Source organism: Streptomyces sp. V3I7, from assembly GCF_030817495.1.
Lineage (GTDB): Bacteria > Actinomycetota > Actinomycetes > Streptomycetales > Streptomycetaceae > Streptomyces.
The window spans coordinates 6,283,088-6,299,925 of record NZ_JAUSZK010000001.1; the positions used below are offsets into that span (position 1 = coordinate 6,283,088).

Sequence of the window (16,838 nt, forward strand, 5' to 3'; positions counted from 1 at the left end):
CGCACCGTGACCCGACGGCGACCCGACCGCTGCGCCCCGCTGCCGTACCCGAGTGACCCGAGTGAGGTGGTGCCCGATGGCAGCCCGTTCGTCCTCCCCGACCCCCGCCACGCAGGGACCACGTTGCGGCGGGCAGATGGCGGTGTGGGGTTTCGTGCTGCTGTTGCTGGCCGTCGGGCTGCTGGGTGGCAAGCCGCCGGCCGGCGCCTCCGAGCCACCGCGCACCAAAGGCGCCGCCGCCCTCGCGCACCCGGCCGGAAAGCACCTGCCCCGCTCCCGGCCGACCCGTCTGCTCATCCCGAAGATCGGCGTGGACGCCCCCTTCACCGACCTCACGCTCGGCCCCTCGGGCCAGCTCCTGCCGCCGCCCGCAGGTGACGTCAACCTCGTCGGCTGGTACTCCAAGGGCGCCTCGCCCGGGGAGCCCGGCACCTCGATCATCGCCGGGCACGTCGACACGACCACCTCCGCGGCGGTCTTCGCGGGCCTGGAGGAACTGGACGCCGGCGACACCTTCACCGTCCTCAGGGCGGACGGACGCAAGGCCACCTTCAAGGTGGACACCGCCGAGACGTACGAGAAGGACGCCTTCCCCAGCCGTCAGGTCTACGCCGACACCCCCCGCGCCGAGGCCCGCCTGATCACCTGCGCCGGGGACTACGACCACACCGCCCGGGACTACACGGAGAACCTGGTGGTGTACGCCCACCTCGTCTGACCGCGGCACGCGCGAACACCCGGCACACTGGGACGGGCAGGCAGCGGTGAGGAGGGGCCACCGGACATGTACACCACTCGGACCACGAGACGGGTGCGGGCGTCCGCCGCCTCGGTCTACCGGGCGCTCGTCGACCCGGATGCCGTCGCCGCCTGGCGCGTGCCCGACGGCATGACGGCGCACGTGCACGCGTTCGACGCGCGGACGGGAGGCGCGTTCCGTGTCTCCCTCGTCTACGACGACCCGGACCGCCCCGGCAAGTCCGGCGGGCGCACGGACACCTACCGCGGGCACTTCGTGCGGCTGGTGCCGGACCAACTGGTCGTCGAGGAGATCGAGTTCGAGACGGACGACGACGCGCTGCGCGGGACGACGACCATGACGACGTCGCTCGTCGAGACCCACGGCGGCACGGAGGTCGTCATCGTGCACGACGGGCTGCCCGACGAAATCCCGCGTGCGGACAACGAGTTGGGAACCCGTATGGCGCTCGGGAAGCTCGCCCGGCTGGTGGAAGGGGCCGGGCCCGCATAGCCGAGCGGCCGAGCCCGCAGGCTCGGCCGCTCGTTCACCGCGAGTGGTGTGCGCTTCAGACCGCGGGCGCCGGGTACGTCGGGTACTCGACCCCGGAGACGTACTGGACGACGCGTATGACCTGGCACGAGTAGCCGAACTCGTTGTCGTACCAGAGGTAGAGGATGGCGTTGTCGCCGTCGACCTTGGTGGCGCCGGCGTCGACGATCGAGGCGTGGCGCGAGCCGATGAAGTCGTTGGAGACCGCGTCGGGCGCACTGGTGAAGTCGATCTGGCGGCGCAGCGGCGACGTCAGCGAGACCTCGCGGAGGTACTCCAGGACGTCCTCGCGGGTGGTCTCGCGCGCGAGCTGGAGGTTGAGGATCGCGATCGAGACGTCCGGCACCGGGACCCGGATCGAGCTGCCGGTGATCTTCGCCTGGAGGTCGGGCAGCGCCTTGGCGACCGCGGAGGCGGCACCGGTCTCGGTGATGACCATGTTGAGCGGCGCGGACCGGCCGCGGCGCTCGGACTTGTGGTAATTGTCCAGCAGGTTCTGGTCGTTGGTGAACGAGTGGACGGTCTCCACGTGCCCGCGCAGCACACCGTACTCGTCGTCCATGGCCTTCAGCGGCGGCACGATCGCGTTGGTGGTGCAGGACGCGCAGGACAGGATCCGCTCGTCCGGCTTGATCATGTCGTGGTTGACGCCGTGGACGATGTTCGGCACGTCACCCTTGCCCGGCGCGGTCAGCACGACCTTGTCGATGCCGGGACGCAGGTGCTTCGACAGCCCCTCACGGTCGCGCCACTTGCCCGTGTTGTCGATGAGGATGGCGTCCTTGATGCCGTACGCCGTGTAGTCGACCTCGCTCGGGTCGTTCGCGTAGATCACCTTGATGACGTTGCCGTTGGCGACGATCGTGCTGTTCGCCTCGTCAACGGTGATCGTGCCCTGGAACTGGCCGTGGATCGAGTCCCGGCGCAGCAGCGAGGCCCGCTTCACGAGATCCTCGGAGGCCTGCCCACCGCCCCCGCGCACGACGATGGCCCGCAGCCGCAGGCCGTTGCCGGATCCCGCCTTCTCGATGAGCAGCCGGGCGACCAGGCGGCCGATGCGGCCGAAGCCGTAGAGGACGACGTCACGGCCGTCACGGCACTCCAGCTTGTTCGCGCCCGTGGCACCGGCGACGGCGTCGGCGGTGAAGTCCTCGACGGACAGCCCGCGGTCGTCGGCGCGGTAGGTCGCGGCCAGCATGCCGATGTCGATCTGGGAGGGGCCGAGATCCAGCCTGGCCAGAGCCTGGAGGAAGGGCATCGTCTCGGTGACCGACAGTTCCTCGCCGGCGATCTGCCGGGCGAACCGATGGGTCTTGAGGATGCTGACCACCGACTTGTTCACCAGGGAGCGGCTGTGCAGCAGGACCGTGACGTCCCGCTCGCGGTGCAGCTTCCCGATGACCGGGATCATCGACTCCGCGATCTCCTCGCGGTGCTTCCAGTTTGTGAACGAGTCCTCATTGACAGTCACAGATCTATCTTTCGAGCTAGGCGGCGCTCATATGCAGAGCACACCCTACTTTGATCACGTGAGGAGGCGTGAGATGGGGGTACGTGATAGCGCGCACAGACAGGCCGAGCGCCGCCCTGGTATCGAAAGAAGGCCCGGAAGGCCCCGAAAAGCCCCCGGGATGGCCCCGGATCAGAGGTTCACGGACCGCATCCCGGACTCGTCGTAGCGCTGCCCGGCAGCCCGCGGAAGCTCCGCGTCGATACGCGCCAGATCCTCCTTGGTCAGCTCGATGCCGACCGCGGCCGCGTTCTGCTCCAGGTACGAGCGGCGCTTCGTGCCCGGGATCGGGACCAGGTCGTCGCCCTGGGCCAGTACCCACGCGATCGCCAGCTGCGCCGGGGTCACGCCCTTCTCCGCGGCGATCTCCTTCACCTTCGCCGCCAGCCGGAGGTTCGCCTCCAGGTTGTCGCCGGTGAAGCGGGGGCCGTGGCGGCGGTAGTCGCCCTCGTCGAGCTCCTCGGGCGAGGAGAACCGGCCCGCGAGGAAGCCGCGGCCCAGCGGCGAGTACGGGACGAACCCGATCCCCAGCTCCCGGCACGTGGGCAGCACGCCCTCCTCCGGGTCCCGCGACCACAGCGAGTACTCGGTCTGCACCGCCGTGACCGGGTGCACGGCATGGGCCCGGCGGATGGTCTCCGGCGCCGCCTCGCTCAGCCCGATGTGCCGCACCTTGCCCTCCGCGACCAGCTCCGCCAGGGCGCCGACGGTCTCCTCGATCGGCACGTCCGGGTCGACGCGGTGCTGGTAGTAGAGGTCGATGTAGTCGGTGCCGAGCCGCTGGAGCGAGCCGTGCACCGAGCTGCGCACGTGCTCCGCCGAACCGTCCTGCCGCCCGATGGTGCTCATGTCGCCCGGAACGGCGTCGTCCATGCGGTAGTTGAACTTCGTGGCGACCACGTACGCGTCACGGTTCCCCTTGATCGCACGCCCGACGAGCGTCTCGTTCGTCAGCGGGCCGTAGAGCTGCGCGGTGTCGAGGAAGTCGATGCCGAGGTCGAGGGCGCGCCGGATGGTCCGGATGCCCTCCTCCTCGTCGGCGGTGCCGTAGAAGGCGGACATCCCCATGCAGCCGAGGCCGATGGCGGACACCCGGAGGTCTCGCAGACTGCGCTGTTCCATGTCGAGCTCCAGCCCTTTCCGCTTTCCGTGGATGGTCCTGCGGCGGGCCCCTGGGGGCCGTCCGCGTCTCGGACGCTACGACTTCGCGTGCGCTCGAAGTCAAGAACGCGCCGGTACGCCCGCGTCCGGCGCCGGTTGGCGTGAAGTCGACGTTCCTCTTCCGGAACGACCAGCGCTGTCTATGAACGATCCAACAGCGCGTCTAACGATCCGAACACGCTGGTCCGAGGGGTTGACTGGCCGGAAATGGGACGCCATCTTGAACGATCAAATAGGGCAGTGGGGCAAGGAGGACATGGTGAGTTCGGAGCAGACAGTGGTCCGTACGGGTACCGGCAGAGCACGGACGGTGCGATGGGGCGCGGTGGCGGCGACGTCCGCGATATGCGCGTCGCTCCTCGTCGGCTGCGGCAGCTCGGACTCCGACTCCAAGGGCGGGGGCGCCCCGGAGGCCTCCAAGGAGCGCGGGCCGATCACCCTGGCCATGGGCAAGGACACCACCGGCACCGTCCAGGGCCAGTTGGACCGCTGGAACAAGAAGCACCCCGACCAGAAGGTCACCCTCGTCGAGCTCCCGGAGAGCGCCGACCAGCAGCGCCAGCAGTTCATCCAGAACGCGCAGACCAAGTCCGACGCGTACACGGTCCTCAACCTGGACGTCGTGTGGACGGCCGAGTTCGCGGCCAACCAGTGGATCGACCAGCTGCCCGCCGGCAAGTTCCCGCTCGACCAGATGCTGCCCTCCGTGGTGAAGACGGGGACGTACTTCGGCAAGCAGTACGCCATCCCGTACAACACCAACGCCGGTCTGCTCTTCTACCGCAAGGACCTGCTCGACAAGATCAAGGCCCAACCCCCGCAGACCTGGGCCGAGATGGAGCAGGACTGCGCGAAGGTCAGCAAGCTCCCCGAGGGCGAGGGCATCGACTGCTACGCTGGCCAGTTCGACAAGTACGAGGGCCTGACCGTCAACTTCTCCGAGGCCGTGGCCTCCGCCGGCGGCTCCGTCGTCGACGCCAAGGGCAAGGCCACCGTCGACACGGACGCCGCGAAGAAGGGCCTGCACTTCCTGGCCGACGGGTTCAAGGAGGGCCGTATCGACAAGAAGGCCGCCACCTACCAGGAGGAGGACGGCCGCCGCGCCTTCCAGTCCGGCAAGCTGCTCTTCCACCGCCAGTGGCCGTACCAGTGGGCCCTGGCAGGCGCCAAGGACGGCTCCAGCAAGGTCGCCGGCAAGTTCGGCGTCGCCCCGCTGCCCGGTCTCGACGGACCCGGCAAGTCGACCCTCGGCGGACTGAACCTGGCCATCAGCAAGTTCGCCAAGAACAAGGCCACCGCGCTGGACTTCATCAAGTTCTTCTCCAACACGGCGAACGCGCGGGCCAACCTCCAGGTCAACTCCTCCGCCCCGCCGTACACCGCGCTCTACGACGACCCGGCGCTGAACAAGAAGTTCCCCTACCTGGCGACCCTCAAGCAGTCCCTCGCCACGGCGACGCCCCGCCCCGCCGTCGTCCACTACGGCGACGCGACGGCCGCCATCCAGGAGAGCGCCGCGGCCGCGCTGAGCGGCGACAAGTCCGTCGACGCCGCGCTGGCGGACATGCAGAAGAACCTCTCCGCCGCCATCGCCGAGAAGTAGGCGACGGCAGAGATCGGAAAGGCCTTCTGATGTCCGTCCTGACATCGAGAGAGGCCTCCGGCACCGGTACCCGGCCCGCGCGCACCACGCGCCGGGCCGGCACCGGCCGGCTGGCGGCCGCACTGCTCTCACCGACCCTCCTGGTGGTCGGGCTCGTCATCGGCTACCCGGTGGTGGCCGCCCTGCGCCTGTCGTTCCAGGTGTCGCACCAGTCCATCGACCCGCACACCGGGTTCAACGTCACCACGACCACGTTCGGACTGGACAACTACGCCAGGGTCTTCGGCGACGACCGGATCCTGCGACCGTGGTGGAACACCACGTCGTTCGCGCTGGCATCGGTGACGCTGGAGGTCTTCATCGGCATGGCCATGGCCCTGGTGATGCACCGCGCCTTCCAGGGCCGCGCGCTCGTGCGCGCCGCCGTCCTGGTGCCGTGGGCCATCCCGACCGCCATGTCCGGCCTCCTCTGGAAGTGGATCTTCAACAGCCAGGGCATCGCCAACGACATCCTCGGCGCCCAGATCCTGTGGAACCGCGACGGGTTCCAGGCCTGGCTGTCCGTCGTCGTCGCCGACACCTGGAAGACCGCGCCGTTCATCGGCCTGCTCGTCCTGGCCGGACTCCAGGTCATCCCCGGCGAGTTGTACGAGGCGGCCAGGGTCGACGGCGCTTCGCCGTGGCGCACCTTCTGGCGGATCACGCTGCCCCTGGTCCGCCCGGCCCTCGTGGTGGCGGTGCTCTTCCGGCTGCTGGACGTGCTGCGCATGTTCGACCTGCCGTACGTCCTGGTCGGCCCGCGCAAGCACTCCGTCGAGACGCTCTCGATGATCGCCTTCGAGGAGATGACCAATCTGCGCTTCGGCACCGCCGCCGCGTACGCGACCGTCCTGTTCGCCTACGTGGCCGTGGTCGCCTTCGCGTTCGTCAGGCTGTTCGGAGCCGACCTGATCGGCCGGGGTACAGGGAGCGAACGATGAGCACGACACGTGTACGAGGGCGCAGGGGAGCGGCGTGGGCCCGGCGCCTGGGCACCGGCCTGATCGTCGCCTACTGCCTGGTGCCCTTCTACTGGATGGTGGTCTCCAGCCTGCGCCGGCCCACCGACCAGTTCTCCAACGCGCCGATCCCCGCGCCCCTTTCGTTCGAGAACTACTCCAGCGCCTTCGACCCGAAGAACGGCTTCGGCCGCGCTCTGGTGAACAGCGCGGTGGTCGCCGGCGTCACGACCGCGCTCACGCTCGTCGTCGCCGTGTTCGCCGGATACGCCCTGGCGCGGCTGCGGTTCCGGGGCAAGACGCTGATCCTCACCCTGATCATCGCGGCGTCGATGTTCCCGCCGATCATCCTGGTGGTGCCGCTGCTGCGGCTGTTCACCGACATCGGCTGGATCAACACGTACCAGGCGATGATCGTGCCGAGCATGAGCTTCACGCTGCCGCTCGCGGTGTGGAACCTGACCGCCTTCTTCCGCCAGATGCCGGCCGAACTGGAGAAGGCCGCCCAGGTCGACGGCTGCACCCCCGGGCAGGCGTTCCGCAAGGTCGTCCTACCACTGGCCGCGCCCGGCGTCTTCACGACGGCCATCCTCGTCTTCATCTGCGCCTGGAACGAGTTCCTCATCGCGGTCAGCGTGGTGAACCGGCGCGACATGATGACGGCGAACGTGATCGTGTCCCTGTTCACCGGCGCGTACAAGTACGACCAGCCGTTCGGCACCCAGATGGCGGCCGGCGTCGTGGTGACGCTCCCGCTCGTCGTCGCCGTGCTCCTCTTCCAGCGACGCATCGTGGACGGCCTCACGGCAGGAGGACTCAAGTAGATGTCTGCCCCGAGCAGCGAACCGGTGCCGGACGACTGGGTGCTGGCCACCGACGACCCGCTGACCGACTACCACCCGGCCTTCACGGGCAACGGCTACCTCGCCGCGCGGGTCCCGGCCGCCGGCAACGGCTTCGCCGAGGCCCCGATCCGCACCCAGTTCCACGTCGCCGGGCTCTACACCGGCGCCGAGGGGGAGTGGGCCCGCAAGGCCTCGCTGCCGGCGTGGACGACGCTGGACGTCGGCGACGGCAGCGGCACCTTCAACACGGCCTTCGCTCCCGAGCCCGGCCAGGACGAGGCACCCGCGGTCGGCGGCGACTGGGCGCCGGTGGACAGCCCCCTGACCACGGTGGCCCGCGGCATCGCCGGCTACCGCCAGACCCTGGACCTGCGCACCGGCGTCATCGCCACCGCCGCACGCTGGACCTCCCCTGCCGGGCGGGTGACCGACGTGCGCTACGAGATCCTCACCGCCCGGCACCGCACCCACACGGCCGCCGTCACGGTCACGGTGACCCCGCACTGGGACGGAACCCTGGAGGTCACCGACGCCCTCGACGAACGGGGCGCCCTGCGCACCCGCGACACCCGACAGGGCGCGACGGGGGGCCCTGAGGATCTGATCTGGCTGACGACGGCGGCCCGGGGCAGCTCGGTCACCGCCGCCGTCGCGGCAGCCCTGCACGCTCCGGCCGACGCGCGCGCCGAGACGGCCGAGGGGACCGCGGTCCGCCGGATCGGCCTCCCGGTGCGGGCCGGTACGTCGTACACCTTCACCAAGTACGTCGGCCTCGCCACCAGCCACGACACGGCCGACCCGCTCGCGCTCGCCCGCGAGGCCGCGCTGGAGGCGGCGGCGTGCGGCTACGAGCGGCTGGCCGAGGACAGCCGGGCCGCCTGGGCGCGCGAGTGGCAAGGCGACATCACCGTCCACGGCGACGAACGGCTGCGACGCCAGGTGCGGGCCGCCAAGTTCTACCTGCTCACCAGCGCCCGCGCCGGGCTGCCGTGGTCGCCGTCCCCGGCGGGGCTGTCCAGCGACGGGTACAACGGACACGTCTTCTGGGACACCGAGACCTGGATCTGGCCCAGCCTCCTCGCCCAGCACCCGGACATCGCCGAGAGCGTCCTGGACTACCGCCTGGACCGGCTCGACGCCGCGTACGCCAACGCCGCGCGCGGCGGTGACACGGGCGCCCGCTTCCCGTGGGAGAGCAGCCTCGACGGCAGCGAGGACACGCCCTCCTGGGCCCCGTTCGGCGACTACGAACTGCACGTCACCTCCGACGTGGCCCTCGCCTTCTGGCAGTACTGGCTCGCCACCGGCGACGAGACGTGGCTGCGGGCCAAGGGGTGGCCCGTGCTGCGCGGCGCCGCCGACTTCTGGGCGAGCCGGGCGGTCCTCGGCGCGGACGGCCGGTACCACCTGAGCGGCGTGATCCCGCCGGACGAGTACGCGATCGAGCCCCACGACGACTCCGCGTACACCAACGCCTCCGCCGCCGCGGTCCTGCGCTTCGCCACCGAGGCCGCCGCCGTCCTCGGCGAACCGGCCGATCCCGCGTGGTACGAGGCCGCGCGGGGCCTCGTCGTCCCCTTCGACGAACGGCTCGGTGTGCACCCGGAGTTCGCCGGATACGAGGGCGAGCAGATCAAGCAGGCCGACGTCGTGATGCTCGCCTACCCCTGGGAGCACCCACAGGACGAGGCGGTCACCCGGGCCGACCTGGAGTACTACCTGCCCCGCACGCACGAGGACGGCCCATCGATGACGGACTCGGTCCACGCGATCGTGTACGCCCAACTCGGGGAAGCGGAAGCGGCGTTGGACCGCACCCGGCACAGCGTGGACCCGTTCGTGCGGGCCCCCTTCGAGCAGTTCGCGGAGGCCCGTAAGGGAGGCGCCTTCACCTTCCTCACCGGGCACGGCGGCTTCCTCCAGGTGTTCCTGTACGGCTACTCGGGACTGCGCTGGCGCCCCGACCGCGTCGTCCTTGCCCCGATCCTGCCCGCCGCGCTGGACGGCATCACCCTCAGCCGACTCCACTGGCGGGGCCGCGTCTTCGACGTCGACATCCGGCACGAGGGAACGACGGTCCGGCTGCGCTCGGGCCCGGAACTCCCGGTGGAGGCCGAGGGGCACGTCTACCGGGTCCGGCCCGGGGAGCCGCTCACCCTGCGCACGCGCGGCTGAACCACCGTCGTATCAGAGCGAGTTGGGGCGGCCGGTCCAGTCGGCCGCCCTACCGCCGTACGGGATCTTCCGCCGCCCCGGGCGCCGAGCTGGTGCGGATCACCAGTTCCGGGGCGAGGAGTTGACGCATGCGACCGCTCTCGTCCGCCTCCCCCTCGCTCGCGCCGGTGAGCCGCAGCAGCTCGGCCATGATCAGCCGGCCGACCTCCTCTATCGGCTGGCGCACGCTGGTCAGGCCGAGGGCGGCGGCCGCCGGGGTGTCGTCGAAGCCGACCACGGCGACGTCCTCGCCGGGGCGCCGGCCCCGGTGCGGCAGGGCGTGCAGGGCGCCGACCGCGAGCGTGTCCGTCGCCGCGACGACGGCGGTGGGCGGCTCCGGACGGTTCAGCAGCTCCGTCATGAGCGCGGTGCCGCCGGCCATGGTGTCGGGCCCCCGGACATCCAGCCGGTGGCTCCGCCTCAGCACACCGTGCCGGTCCATGGCGCTGAGCCAGCCCCGCGCGCGGGCGTCGCCGAGCCGGCTGCCCTCCGGCCAGCCGAGGAAGCCGATGCGGCGGTGTCCGGCGGCCACCAGATGATCGACCGCGGCGGCCGTCCCCGCCTCGTTGTCGACGTCGGCCCAGCTGTAGCCGTCAGTTTCAGCAGCGGTCCGGCCGAACGCGACGAACGGCACGCCCGCCACGGTGAGTTCGCGCGGCCGCGGATCGTCGTGGGTGAGGTCGTAGAGCACGACGCCGCGCACCGCTCCCGCCCGCCACAGGGCGATGCTCCGCTCGGTCTCCGACACCCCCGCCCCGTCCGGCGCGTCGCTCTCGGACGCGGTGAACAGCAGGACGTGACAGTCGCTGCGCTGCCCCGCCTCGGCGAGCGCGTGCAGGAACCGGTCCTGGATGGAGGCGACCGTCCCCGCGCTCACGGGCAGGATCCGGCACCCGACCATCCCCGGTGAACTGGCCCGCAGCGAGCGGGCCATGCGGTTGGGGTGGTAGCCCAGCTCGGCGATGGCGCGTTCGACGCGCTCGCGGGTCTCGGCCCGCACACGATGCGGGGCGTTGAGCACGTTGGACACCGTCTGCCGCGACACCCCGGCGGCCTCGGCCACGTCCGTGATGGTCGCGGATCCTGCCCCGCCGGAGCGGCCCCGTGCGGAGCTGAGCGGCATTCTCTCCCCCGAAGTCCGACCGGGCGCGCGTCGCCCGGTGAACGGATTTTATCGTTCAACCGGCGACTGTCGACGCCCGGCCTGCGGCCTCAGTTCCACAGCGGGTAGGTCATCACCTGCGAGTAGCCCTCCGGCGCGCCGCCGGAGTAGGTCAGGCTCATCCGCGTGAAGTGCGTCAGACCCGGGTCCTTCTTCCATGTGTCCGGGCGGTCGAGGCGGACCGTGACGGGGTACGAGCGGAAGGTGCCCGCCGCGCAGTACGGCTTGCAGTCGTTGACCACGTTCACGCCCTGCGCCGTCGCTCCGGCCGGGCCCCACTGCGACCAGTGCAGACCGGCCAGGCGGCTGTTGCCGTCGCCGCAGGCCAGGACGAAGTCGTTAGGGCGTACGTTCGAGCGCCAGAAGCAGTCGACGAGCACCGGTCCGGACGCCGGCTGCCCGGCCGGAGCCGAGTCCGGCCGGGCCGCGGACGCGGTCGTGACACCGCCCGCGAACAACACGGCCGCCCAGAACATGATCGCTGTACTCCGCACTGGTTTGCGCATCTTCCCTCCCGCCCAATTCGACTGCACTTCCGCCCACAGGGGACCGCTGTAACGACGCTACGACCGTCCGGGGAGATGCACCACTCGCACGGAGCAACGCGCCCCGGACGGGGGCGGGCCAGGGGCGGGCCAGGGGCGGGCTACGCGCGGTAGCCGAGGATCGTCATCATCCCGGACTCCGAGTGGTACTGGTTGTGACAGTGCAGCATCCACAGCCCGGGGTTGTCGGCGTCGAACTCGACGACGAGTTTGCGGTGGGGGAGCACGATGGAGGTGTCCTTGCGCGCCCCGAGCCCGTCGAGCCCGTAGATGGCGAAGGTGTGGCCGTGCAGATGGATGGGGTGCCACATGTCGGTCGCGTTGATGACGGTGAGGCGGACGCGCTCCCCCTGGCGCACGGGGTGGCGCTGGGTGACCTCGTAGGGCCGGTGGTCGAAGGCCCAGTCGTAGTTCTTCATGCCGCCCGTGAGCCGGACGCGGAAGTCGCGGTCCGGCTTGCGGTCGCTCAGGACCACCGACTCGTGGGGCCGCAGCCGGCGGGCCGGCACGATCTGCCCGTCGAGCTCGTCGGGGCGGGCGCCCGACGGGGGAGCGGCGCCGCGGGCCGCGGTGCGCAGCACGGCCATGGCCCGCGCGTTCTTGCCCTCCGCGAGGGCGACGAGCGGGAAGACGCCGTCCTTGGCGGTGACCAGCACGTCGTAGCGCTCGGCCATGCCGATGAGCAGGCCGTCCGTCGTCTTGTGCTCCACGGGGTAGCCGTCGGTGTGGGTGACGGTCATGGCGTGACCGGCGAGCGCGACACGGAACGCGGTCTCCGCCCCGGCGTTGATGATGCGGAGCCGGATGCGGTCGCCCGGGCGGGCCCGGAACACCGACGGGTCGGTGGGCAGGCGGCCGTTGGCGAGGAAGTACGGGTGGGCGACATTGCCGCCCTCGCTGTGCAGCAGCCGGCTGTGGGAGCCGTGGAGCACGCGCGAGGGGCCCTTCGACCCGGCGGAGCGGCCCATCCCCTTGTGGCCGCCGTGGCCGTCCATCGCCATCCCGCGGCCGTGCGTGAGCTCGGAGAGGACCTGGTCGGGGGTGGAGCCGTCCACGCCGTCGAGCCAGTCGTCGAGGACGAGGATCCACTCCTTGTCGTAGGAGAGGGGCTCCTTGGGGTCGTCGACGATGAGCGGCGCGTACAGGCCACGGTCGGGCTGGAGCCCCGAGTGGGAGTGCACGAAATAGGTACCGGGGTTGGTGACGGCGAACCGGTAGGTGAAGCCGGTGCCCGGGCGGATCGGCGCCTGCGTCAGATCGGGCACCCCGTCCATGTCGCACCGCAGACGCACCCCGTGGGAGTGCAGCGTCGTGCCGGTGGGCAGACGGTTGGCGAGATGGACGCTCAGGACCTCACCGGCGTTCAGCCGCAACTGCGGCCCTGGCAGCGTGTCGCCGTACGCCCAGGTGCGGACCTTCCGGCCGTGCAGGTCGAGGGTGGTCTCCTCGGCGGTGAGCTTGAACTCGCGCACGCGGCCGGAGCCCCGTTTGCGTTCAGCGGCGCGGACCTCGGGCCCGGAGGGGCTCACATACCCCTTGGGCCCCGGAGGAACGAACGGGCCGCCGTCGGCGCCGGCCCCCGATGCGGGACGGGAGCCGGAGTGCGGTTGCGAGCCGGATTCGGTACAGGCGGCCAGCAGTCCCGAGCCGAAGGCCGCGAAAGAGGCGGAGAGCAAGGTACGCCGCGAAGGTTTGCGCATGACTGAATAACACACGTTTTATGACGATATGTGCGGTAACTGGGGCGGCGCGTCTCATGATGTCCGGACGGTTGCCGTACCGGGCCCCGGAACGAGCGCAGGCCCCCCGCCCCGCGTGCCGGACGGCACGACGCGGGGCGGGGGGCCTGCGCTGCTGCGGTGGTGTCAGACCGTGCCGCTGTCCGAGACCTTGATGGTGGCGGAGGTGGCGCCGCTCTGGCTGCCCAGGCCCTCGATCTTGTCGACCAGCTCCTTGCCCTCGACGACCTCGCCGAAGACGACGTGCTTGCCGTCCAGCCACGGGGTCTTGACCGTGGTGACGAAGAACTGCGAGCCGTTGGTGTTCGGGCCCGCGTTCGCCATGCTCAGCAGGTAGGGGCGGTCGTGCTTCAGGTTGAAGTTCTCGTCCGCGAACTTCTCGCCGTAGATGCTCTTGCCGCCGGTGCCGTTGCCCCGGGTGAAGTCGCCGCCCTGCAGCATGAACTGCGGGATGACGCGGTGGAAGGGCGAACCGGCGTAGCCGAAGCCGTGCTCACCGGTGGCCAGTTCACGGAAGTTCTTGGTGGTACGCGGCACCACGTCATCGAACAGCTTGAACACGATCCGGCCGGCCGGCTCGTCGTTGATGGTGATGTCGAAGTAGACGTTCTCGCTCATGGAGACCAATTTATCGCCAAGCGGCGGGTGAATCCGACTCGGGCGCGTCATCCGCGCGGTGTCCGAGTGGTGCGCGGCCGTCGGGCGCACTCGCGCGGCGCGCCCGCGACGAGGAAAGATGAGACCCCCAGCGACACCCCACCGATGCGGAGGAAGGCACCCATGCCCCACGAGCGAGCGGGCACGCCGGCCGGTCCCGGCGACCTCGTCGACGTGGCCCGACTGGTCACCGCGTACTACACCCTGCACCCCGACCCGGCCGAACCCGGGCAGCGCGTGGCGTTCGGTACGTCAGGACACCGCGGATCCTCACTGGCAGCCGCGTTCAACGAGGACCACATCGCCGCCACCAGCCAGGCGATCTGCGACTACCGGGCCGCCCAGGGCATCGACGGCCCCCTGTTCCTCGGGGCCGACACCCACGCCCTGTCGGAGCCCGCGAAGGTCACCGCGCTGGAGGTGTTCGCCGCGAACGGCGTCACCGTCCTGGTCGACAGCGCGGACGGCTACACCCCCACCCCGGCGGTCTCGCACGCCATCCTCGCGTACAACCGCGGCCGCACCACGGGCCTCGCGGACGGCGTCGTGGTGACGCCGTCGCACAACCCGCCCGCCGACGGCGGCTTCAAGTACAACCCGCCGAACGCGGGCCCCGCCGCCTCCGACGCCACCTCCTGGATCCAGGACCGCGCCAACCAGCTCGTCGCGGGCGGCCTGAAGGACGTACGGCGCATCCCCTACGCCCGCGCCCTCGCGGCGCCCACCACACGGCCGTACGACTACCTGGGGACGTACGTCTCCGACCTGCCGAACGTGCTGGACCTGGACGCGATCCGGGCGGCCGGTGTGCGCATCGGCGCCGACCCGCTGGGCGGGGCGTCGGTCGCCTACTGGGGCCGCATCGCCGAACAGCACGGCCTCGACCTGACCGTGGTCAATCCGCACACCGACCCGACCTGGCGCTTCATGACGCTGGACTGGGACGGCCGGATCCGGATGGACTGCTCGTCGCCGTACGCGATGGCCTCGCTCATCGAGCAGCGCGACCGCTTCGACATCGCCACGGGCAACGACGCCGACGCCGACCGGCACGGCATCGTCACCCCGGACGCGGGCCTGATGAACCCCAACCACTACCTCGCCGTCGCCATCGACCACCTCTACCGCCACCGCGAGCAGTGGCCGGCGGGCACCGGCATCGGCAAGACGCTCGTGTCGTCGTCGATGATCGACCGGGTCGCCGCCGACCTCGGCCGGGAACTGGTCGAGGTACCGGTCGGGTTCAAGTGGTTCGTGGACGGACTGGCCTCCGGGACCATCGGGTTCGGCGGCGAGGAGTCGGCCGGCGCGTCCTTCCTGCGCCGGGACGGCTCGGTGTGGACCACGGACAAGGACGGCATCCTGCTCGCCCTCCTCGCCTCCGAGATCACGGCCGTCACCGGGAAGACCCCGTCCGAGCACTACGCCGGACTGACCGCCCGCTTCGGGGAACCGGCCTACGCCCGCATCGACGCCCCGGCCACCCGCGAGGAGAAGGCCCTGCTCGCGAAGCTCTCGCCCGCCCAGGTCACCGCCGAGACCCTGGCCGGCGAGCCGGTCACCGCCGTCCTCACCGAGGCCCCCGGCAACGGCGCCGCCATCGGCGGCATCAAGGTGACCACGGAGAACGCCTGGTTCGCGGCCCGGCCCTCGGGCACCGAGGACGTGTACAAGGTCTACGCCGAGTCCTTCCTCGGTCCCGACCACCTGGCCCGGGTGCAGGAGGAGGCCAAGGCGGTGGTGCTGGCGGCGCTCAAGGGGTGACGCGCGCCGCCGCTCGCGTCGGCTGGCCTGTGCCGGTCGTCCGCAGGGGTTGGCCCGTGGAGCTGCTCGCGTCGGGTGACGCGCGCCGCCGCTCGCGTCGGCTGGCCTGTGCCGGTCGTCCGCAGGGGTTGGCCCGTGGAGCTGCTCGCGTCGGGTGACGCGCGCCGCCGCTCGCGTCGGCTGGCCTGTGCCGGTCGTCCGCAGGGGTTGGCCCGTGGAGCTGCCCGCGTCGGGTGACCCGCGCCGCCGCCCGCGTCGGATGACCCGCGCGGCCATCCTCAGGGCTGACCCGCGCCAGCCGCCCGCCTTCCTCGAGGTCGCGCCGCCAGCGCTCAGGGGCCCTTCGGTCCCTTCGCGCGGGGCCTGGGGATCTGTTCGCGGGCCGTCCGCCAGCGCGAGCGCGCCTGTTCGACCACGCCGTCCCACTCACGGCGGACCTCGCGGTCGGACGGGCGCCGGCCCGCCCGGATGCGGTCCAGCTCGTCGCCCACCTCCCGTCCCAGCGCCGCCGACCCGACCAGGACGACCATCAGGGCGAACAATGCCGAGATCATCGCGAACACGGCGCCGACCGCGCCGTAGCGCACGGTGGAGGAGTTGAACAGATGGGGGAGATACACGCTCGCCCCCACCGAACAGGCCGCCGTCAGCACGCCCGCGAGCACGGCGAACGGCAGCAGTTGCGCCCGGCCGAGCCGCCCGGCGGACAGCAGCCGGCCGCTGCCCAGCAGGAACACGGCGGTCACGGGCGCGTCGCACAGCGCGGCCGCCAGCCCCAGCCGGCCGTCGCCCAGCAGCGCGTACAGCCAGCCGTTGACCACCAGATAGGCCACCAGCACGACGATCCACCACAGGCCGTTGCGCGTGTTGCGCACGCTGAGCGGCTTGAGCTCCCAGGTCTGCTCGAACAGCCGCTGCGCGGCCCGGGAGAAGCTCAGCAGAGAGATCGTCAGGAACACGAACCCGAAGACGCCCGCGCTCGCCGTGGTGCCCTCGGCGGGGGAGAAGAGATACCTGACCGCGTCGGCGCCCTCGCCCGTCAGGCCGTACCGGCCGATGAGCCGGTCCGCGACGTCCTTGCCGCCGATGCTGTACACGACGGCCCCGCCGAGGATCGCCAGCGGGACCAGCGCGGTGAGCGCGCTGGACGCCAGGGCCATCGAACGGTCGAAGCCCACGATCCGCTGGAAGCGGCCCACGACGCGCAGGGCGAAGGCCGGACGCAGCCAGAACGTCAGCATTCCGGCCAGGCGGTCACGATTGATCCCCGACGTGCTGCCCTCCGTCGTCTTCGGCACCTGCACGGGCGGCGCAAGCCTACGAGTGAGGCCCGCCCGAGGCCGTCAGGA

General features: G+C 71.1%; 14 protein-coding genes. 7 read left to right on the forward strand and 7 right to left on the reverse strand.

Translation table 11 applies throughout. The annotated features are described in order from the left end of the window. Nucleotides 1-76: 76 nt before the first annotated feature. Nucleotides 77-718, forward strand: a complete 642-nt coding sequence (locus QFZ74_RS29095; RefSeq protein ID WP_307623818.1) for a class F sortase — start codon at nucleotides 77-79, stop codon at nucleotides 716-718. 66 nt (nucleotides 719-784) lie between these two features. After that, nucleotides 785-1,252: an SRPBCC domain-containing protein gene (locus tag QFZ74_RS29100; protein ID WP_307623819.1), complete on the forward strand. Its 468-nt coding sequence runs from the start codon at nucleotides 785-787 to the stop codon at nucleotides 1,250-1,252. A gap of 55 nt (nucleotides 1,253-1,307) precedes the next feature. On the opposite strand, the gene QFZ74_RS29105 is transcribed toward QFZ74_RS29100, so the two are convergent. After that, the gene (locus QFZ74_RS29105; RefSeq protein WP_307623820.1) at nucleotides 1,308-2,762 is read right to left on the reverse strand and encodes a glyceraldehyde-3-phosphate dehydrogenase; all 1,455 of its coding nucleotides are present in this window, start codon (nucleotides 2,760-2,762) and stop codon (nucleotides 1,308-1,310) included. Nucleotides 2,763-2,933: 171 nt separating this feature from the next. Continuing rightward, nucleotides 2,934-3,923: an aldo/keto reductase gene (locus QFZ74_RS29110; protein ID WP_307623821.1), complete on the reverse strand. Its 990-nt coding sequence runs from the start codon at nucleotides 3,921-3,923 to the stop codon at nucleotides 2,934-2,936. 259 nt (nucleotides 3,924-4,182) lie between these two features. On the opposite strand from QFZ74_RS29110, the gene QFZ74_RS29115 reads away from it, so the two are divergent. The 4 genes from QFZ74_RS29115 to QFZ74_RS29130 are packed head-to-tail and all read left to right on the forward strand — an operon-like array spanning nucleotide 4,183 to nucleotide 9,583. After that, entirely contained in the window at nucleotides 4,183-5,565 is a 1,383-nt protein-coding gene (locus tag QFZ74_RS29115; RefSeq protein WP_307623822.1) for an ABC transporter substrate-binding protein, read from the forward strand. Between the two features lie 29 nt (nucleotides 5,566-5,594). Continuing rightward, a complete protein-coding gene (locus QFZ74_RS29120) occupies nucleotides 5,595-6,545 on the forward strand; it encodes a carbohydrate ABC transporter permease (RefSeq protein ID WP_307623823.1) in 951 nt (316 codons plus the stop codon). Then, nucleotides 6,542-7,387: a carbohydrate ABC transporter permease gene (locus tag QFZ74_RS29125; protein WP_307623824.1), complete on the forward strand. Its 846-nt coding sequence runs from the start codon at nucleotides 6,542-6,544 to the stop codon at nucleotides 7,385-7,387. The genes QFZ74_RS29120 and QFZ74_RS29125 overlap by 4 nt, the downstream gene beginning before the upstream one ends. Further along, nucleotides 7,388-9,583: a glycosyl hydrolase family 65 protein gene (locus QFZ74_RS29130; RefSeq protein ID WP_307623825.1), complete on the forward strand. Its 2,196-nt coding sequence runs from the start codon at nucleotides 7,388-7,390 to the stop codon at nucleotides 9,581-9,583. A gap of 49 nt (nucleotides 9,584-9,632) precedes the next feature. Here QFZ74_RS29130 and QFZ74_RS29135 read toward each other — a convergent pair whose 3' ends face one another. The 4 genes from QFZ74_RS29135 to QFZ74_RS29150 all read right to left on the reverse strand — a co-directional run bounded on the left by QFZ74_RS29135 (nucleotide 9,633) and on the right by QFZ74_RS29150 (nucleotide 13,686). Next, nucleotides 9,633-10,745, reverse strand: coding sequence for a LacI family DNA-binding transcriptional regulator (locus QFZ74_RS29135; RefSeq protein WP_307623826.1), 1,113 nt, complete (start codon nucleotides 10,743-10,745; stop codon nucleotides 9,633-9,635). 89 nt (nucleotides 10,746-10,834) lie between these two features. Continuing rightward, entirely contained in the window at nucleotides 10,835-11,290 is a 456-nt protein-coding gene (locus QFZ74_RS29140) for a hypothetical protein (protein WP_307623827.1), read from the reverse strand. A 140-nt stretch (nucleotides 11,291-11,430) separates the two neighbouring features. Further along, on the reverse strand, nucleotides 11,431-13,029 hold the full coding sequence (locus tag QFZ74_RS29145; protein WP_307623828.1) for a multicopper oxidase family protein: 1,599 nt from the start codon (nucleotides 13,027-13,029) through the stop codon (nucleotides 11,431-11,433). 165 nt (nucleotides 13,030-13,194) lie between these two features. Then, nucleotides 13,195-13,686, reverse strand: coding sequence for a peptidylprolyl isomerase (locus QFZ74_RS29150; RefSeq protein ID WP_307623829.1), 492 nt, complete (start codon nucleotides 13,684-13,686; stop codon nucleotides 13,195-13,197). Nucleotides 13,687-13,848: 162 nt separating this feature from the next. Between QFZ74_RS29150 and pgm the strand changes: the two genes are divergently transcribed. Then, on the forward strand, nucleotides 13,849-15,489 hold the full coding sequence (gene pgm, locus QFZ74_RS29155; protein ID WP_307623830.1) for a phosphoglucomutase (alpha-D-glucose-1,6-bisphosphate-dependent): 1,641 nt from the start codon (nucleotides 13,849-13,851) through the stop codon (nucleotides 15,487-15,489). A gap of 332 nt (nucleotides 15,490-15,821) precedes the next feature. On the opposite strand, the gene QFZ74_RS29160 is transcribed toward pgm, so the two are convergent. Continuing rightward, nucleotides 15,822-16,793 carry a hypothetical protein gene (locus tag QFZ74_RS29160; RefSeq protein WP_307623831.1) on the reverse strand — a complete coding sequence of 324 codons (972 nt, stop codon included), beginning with the start codon at nucleotides 16,791-16,793 and terminating at the stop codon, nucleotides 15,822-15,824. Nucleotides 16,794-16,838 lie beyond the last annotated feature (45 nt).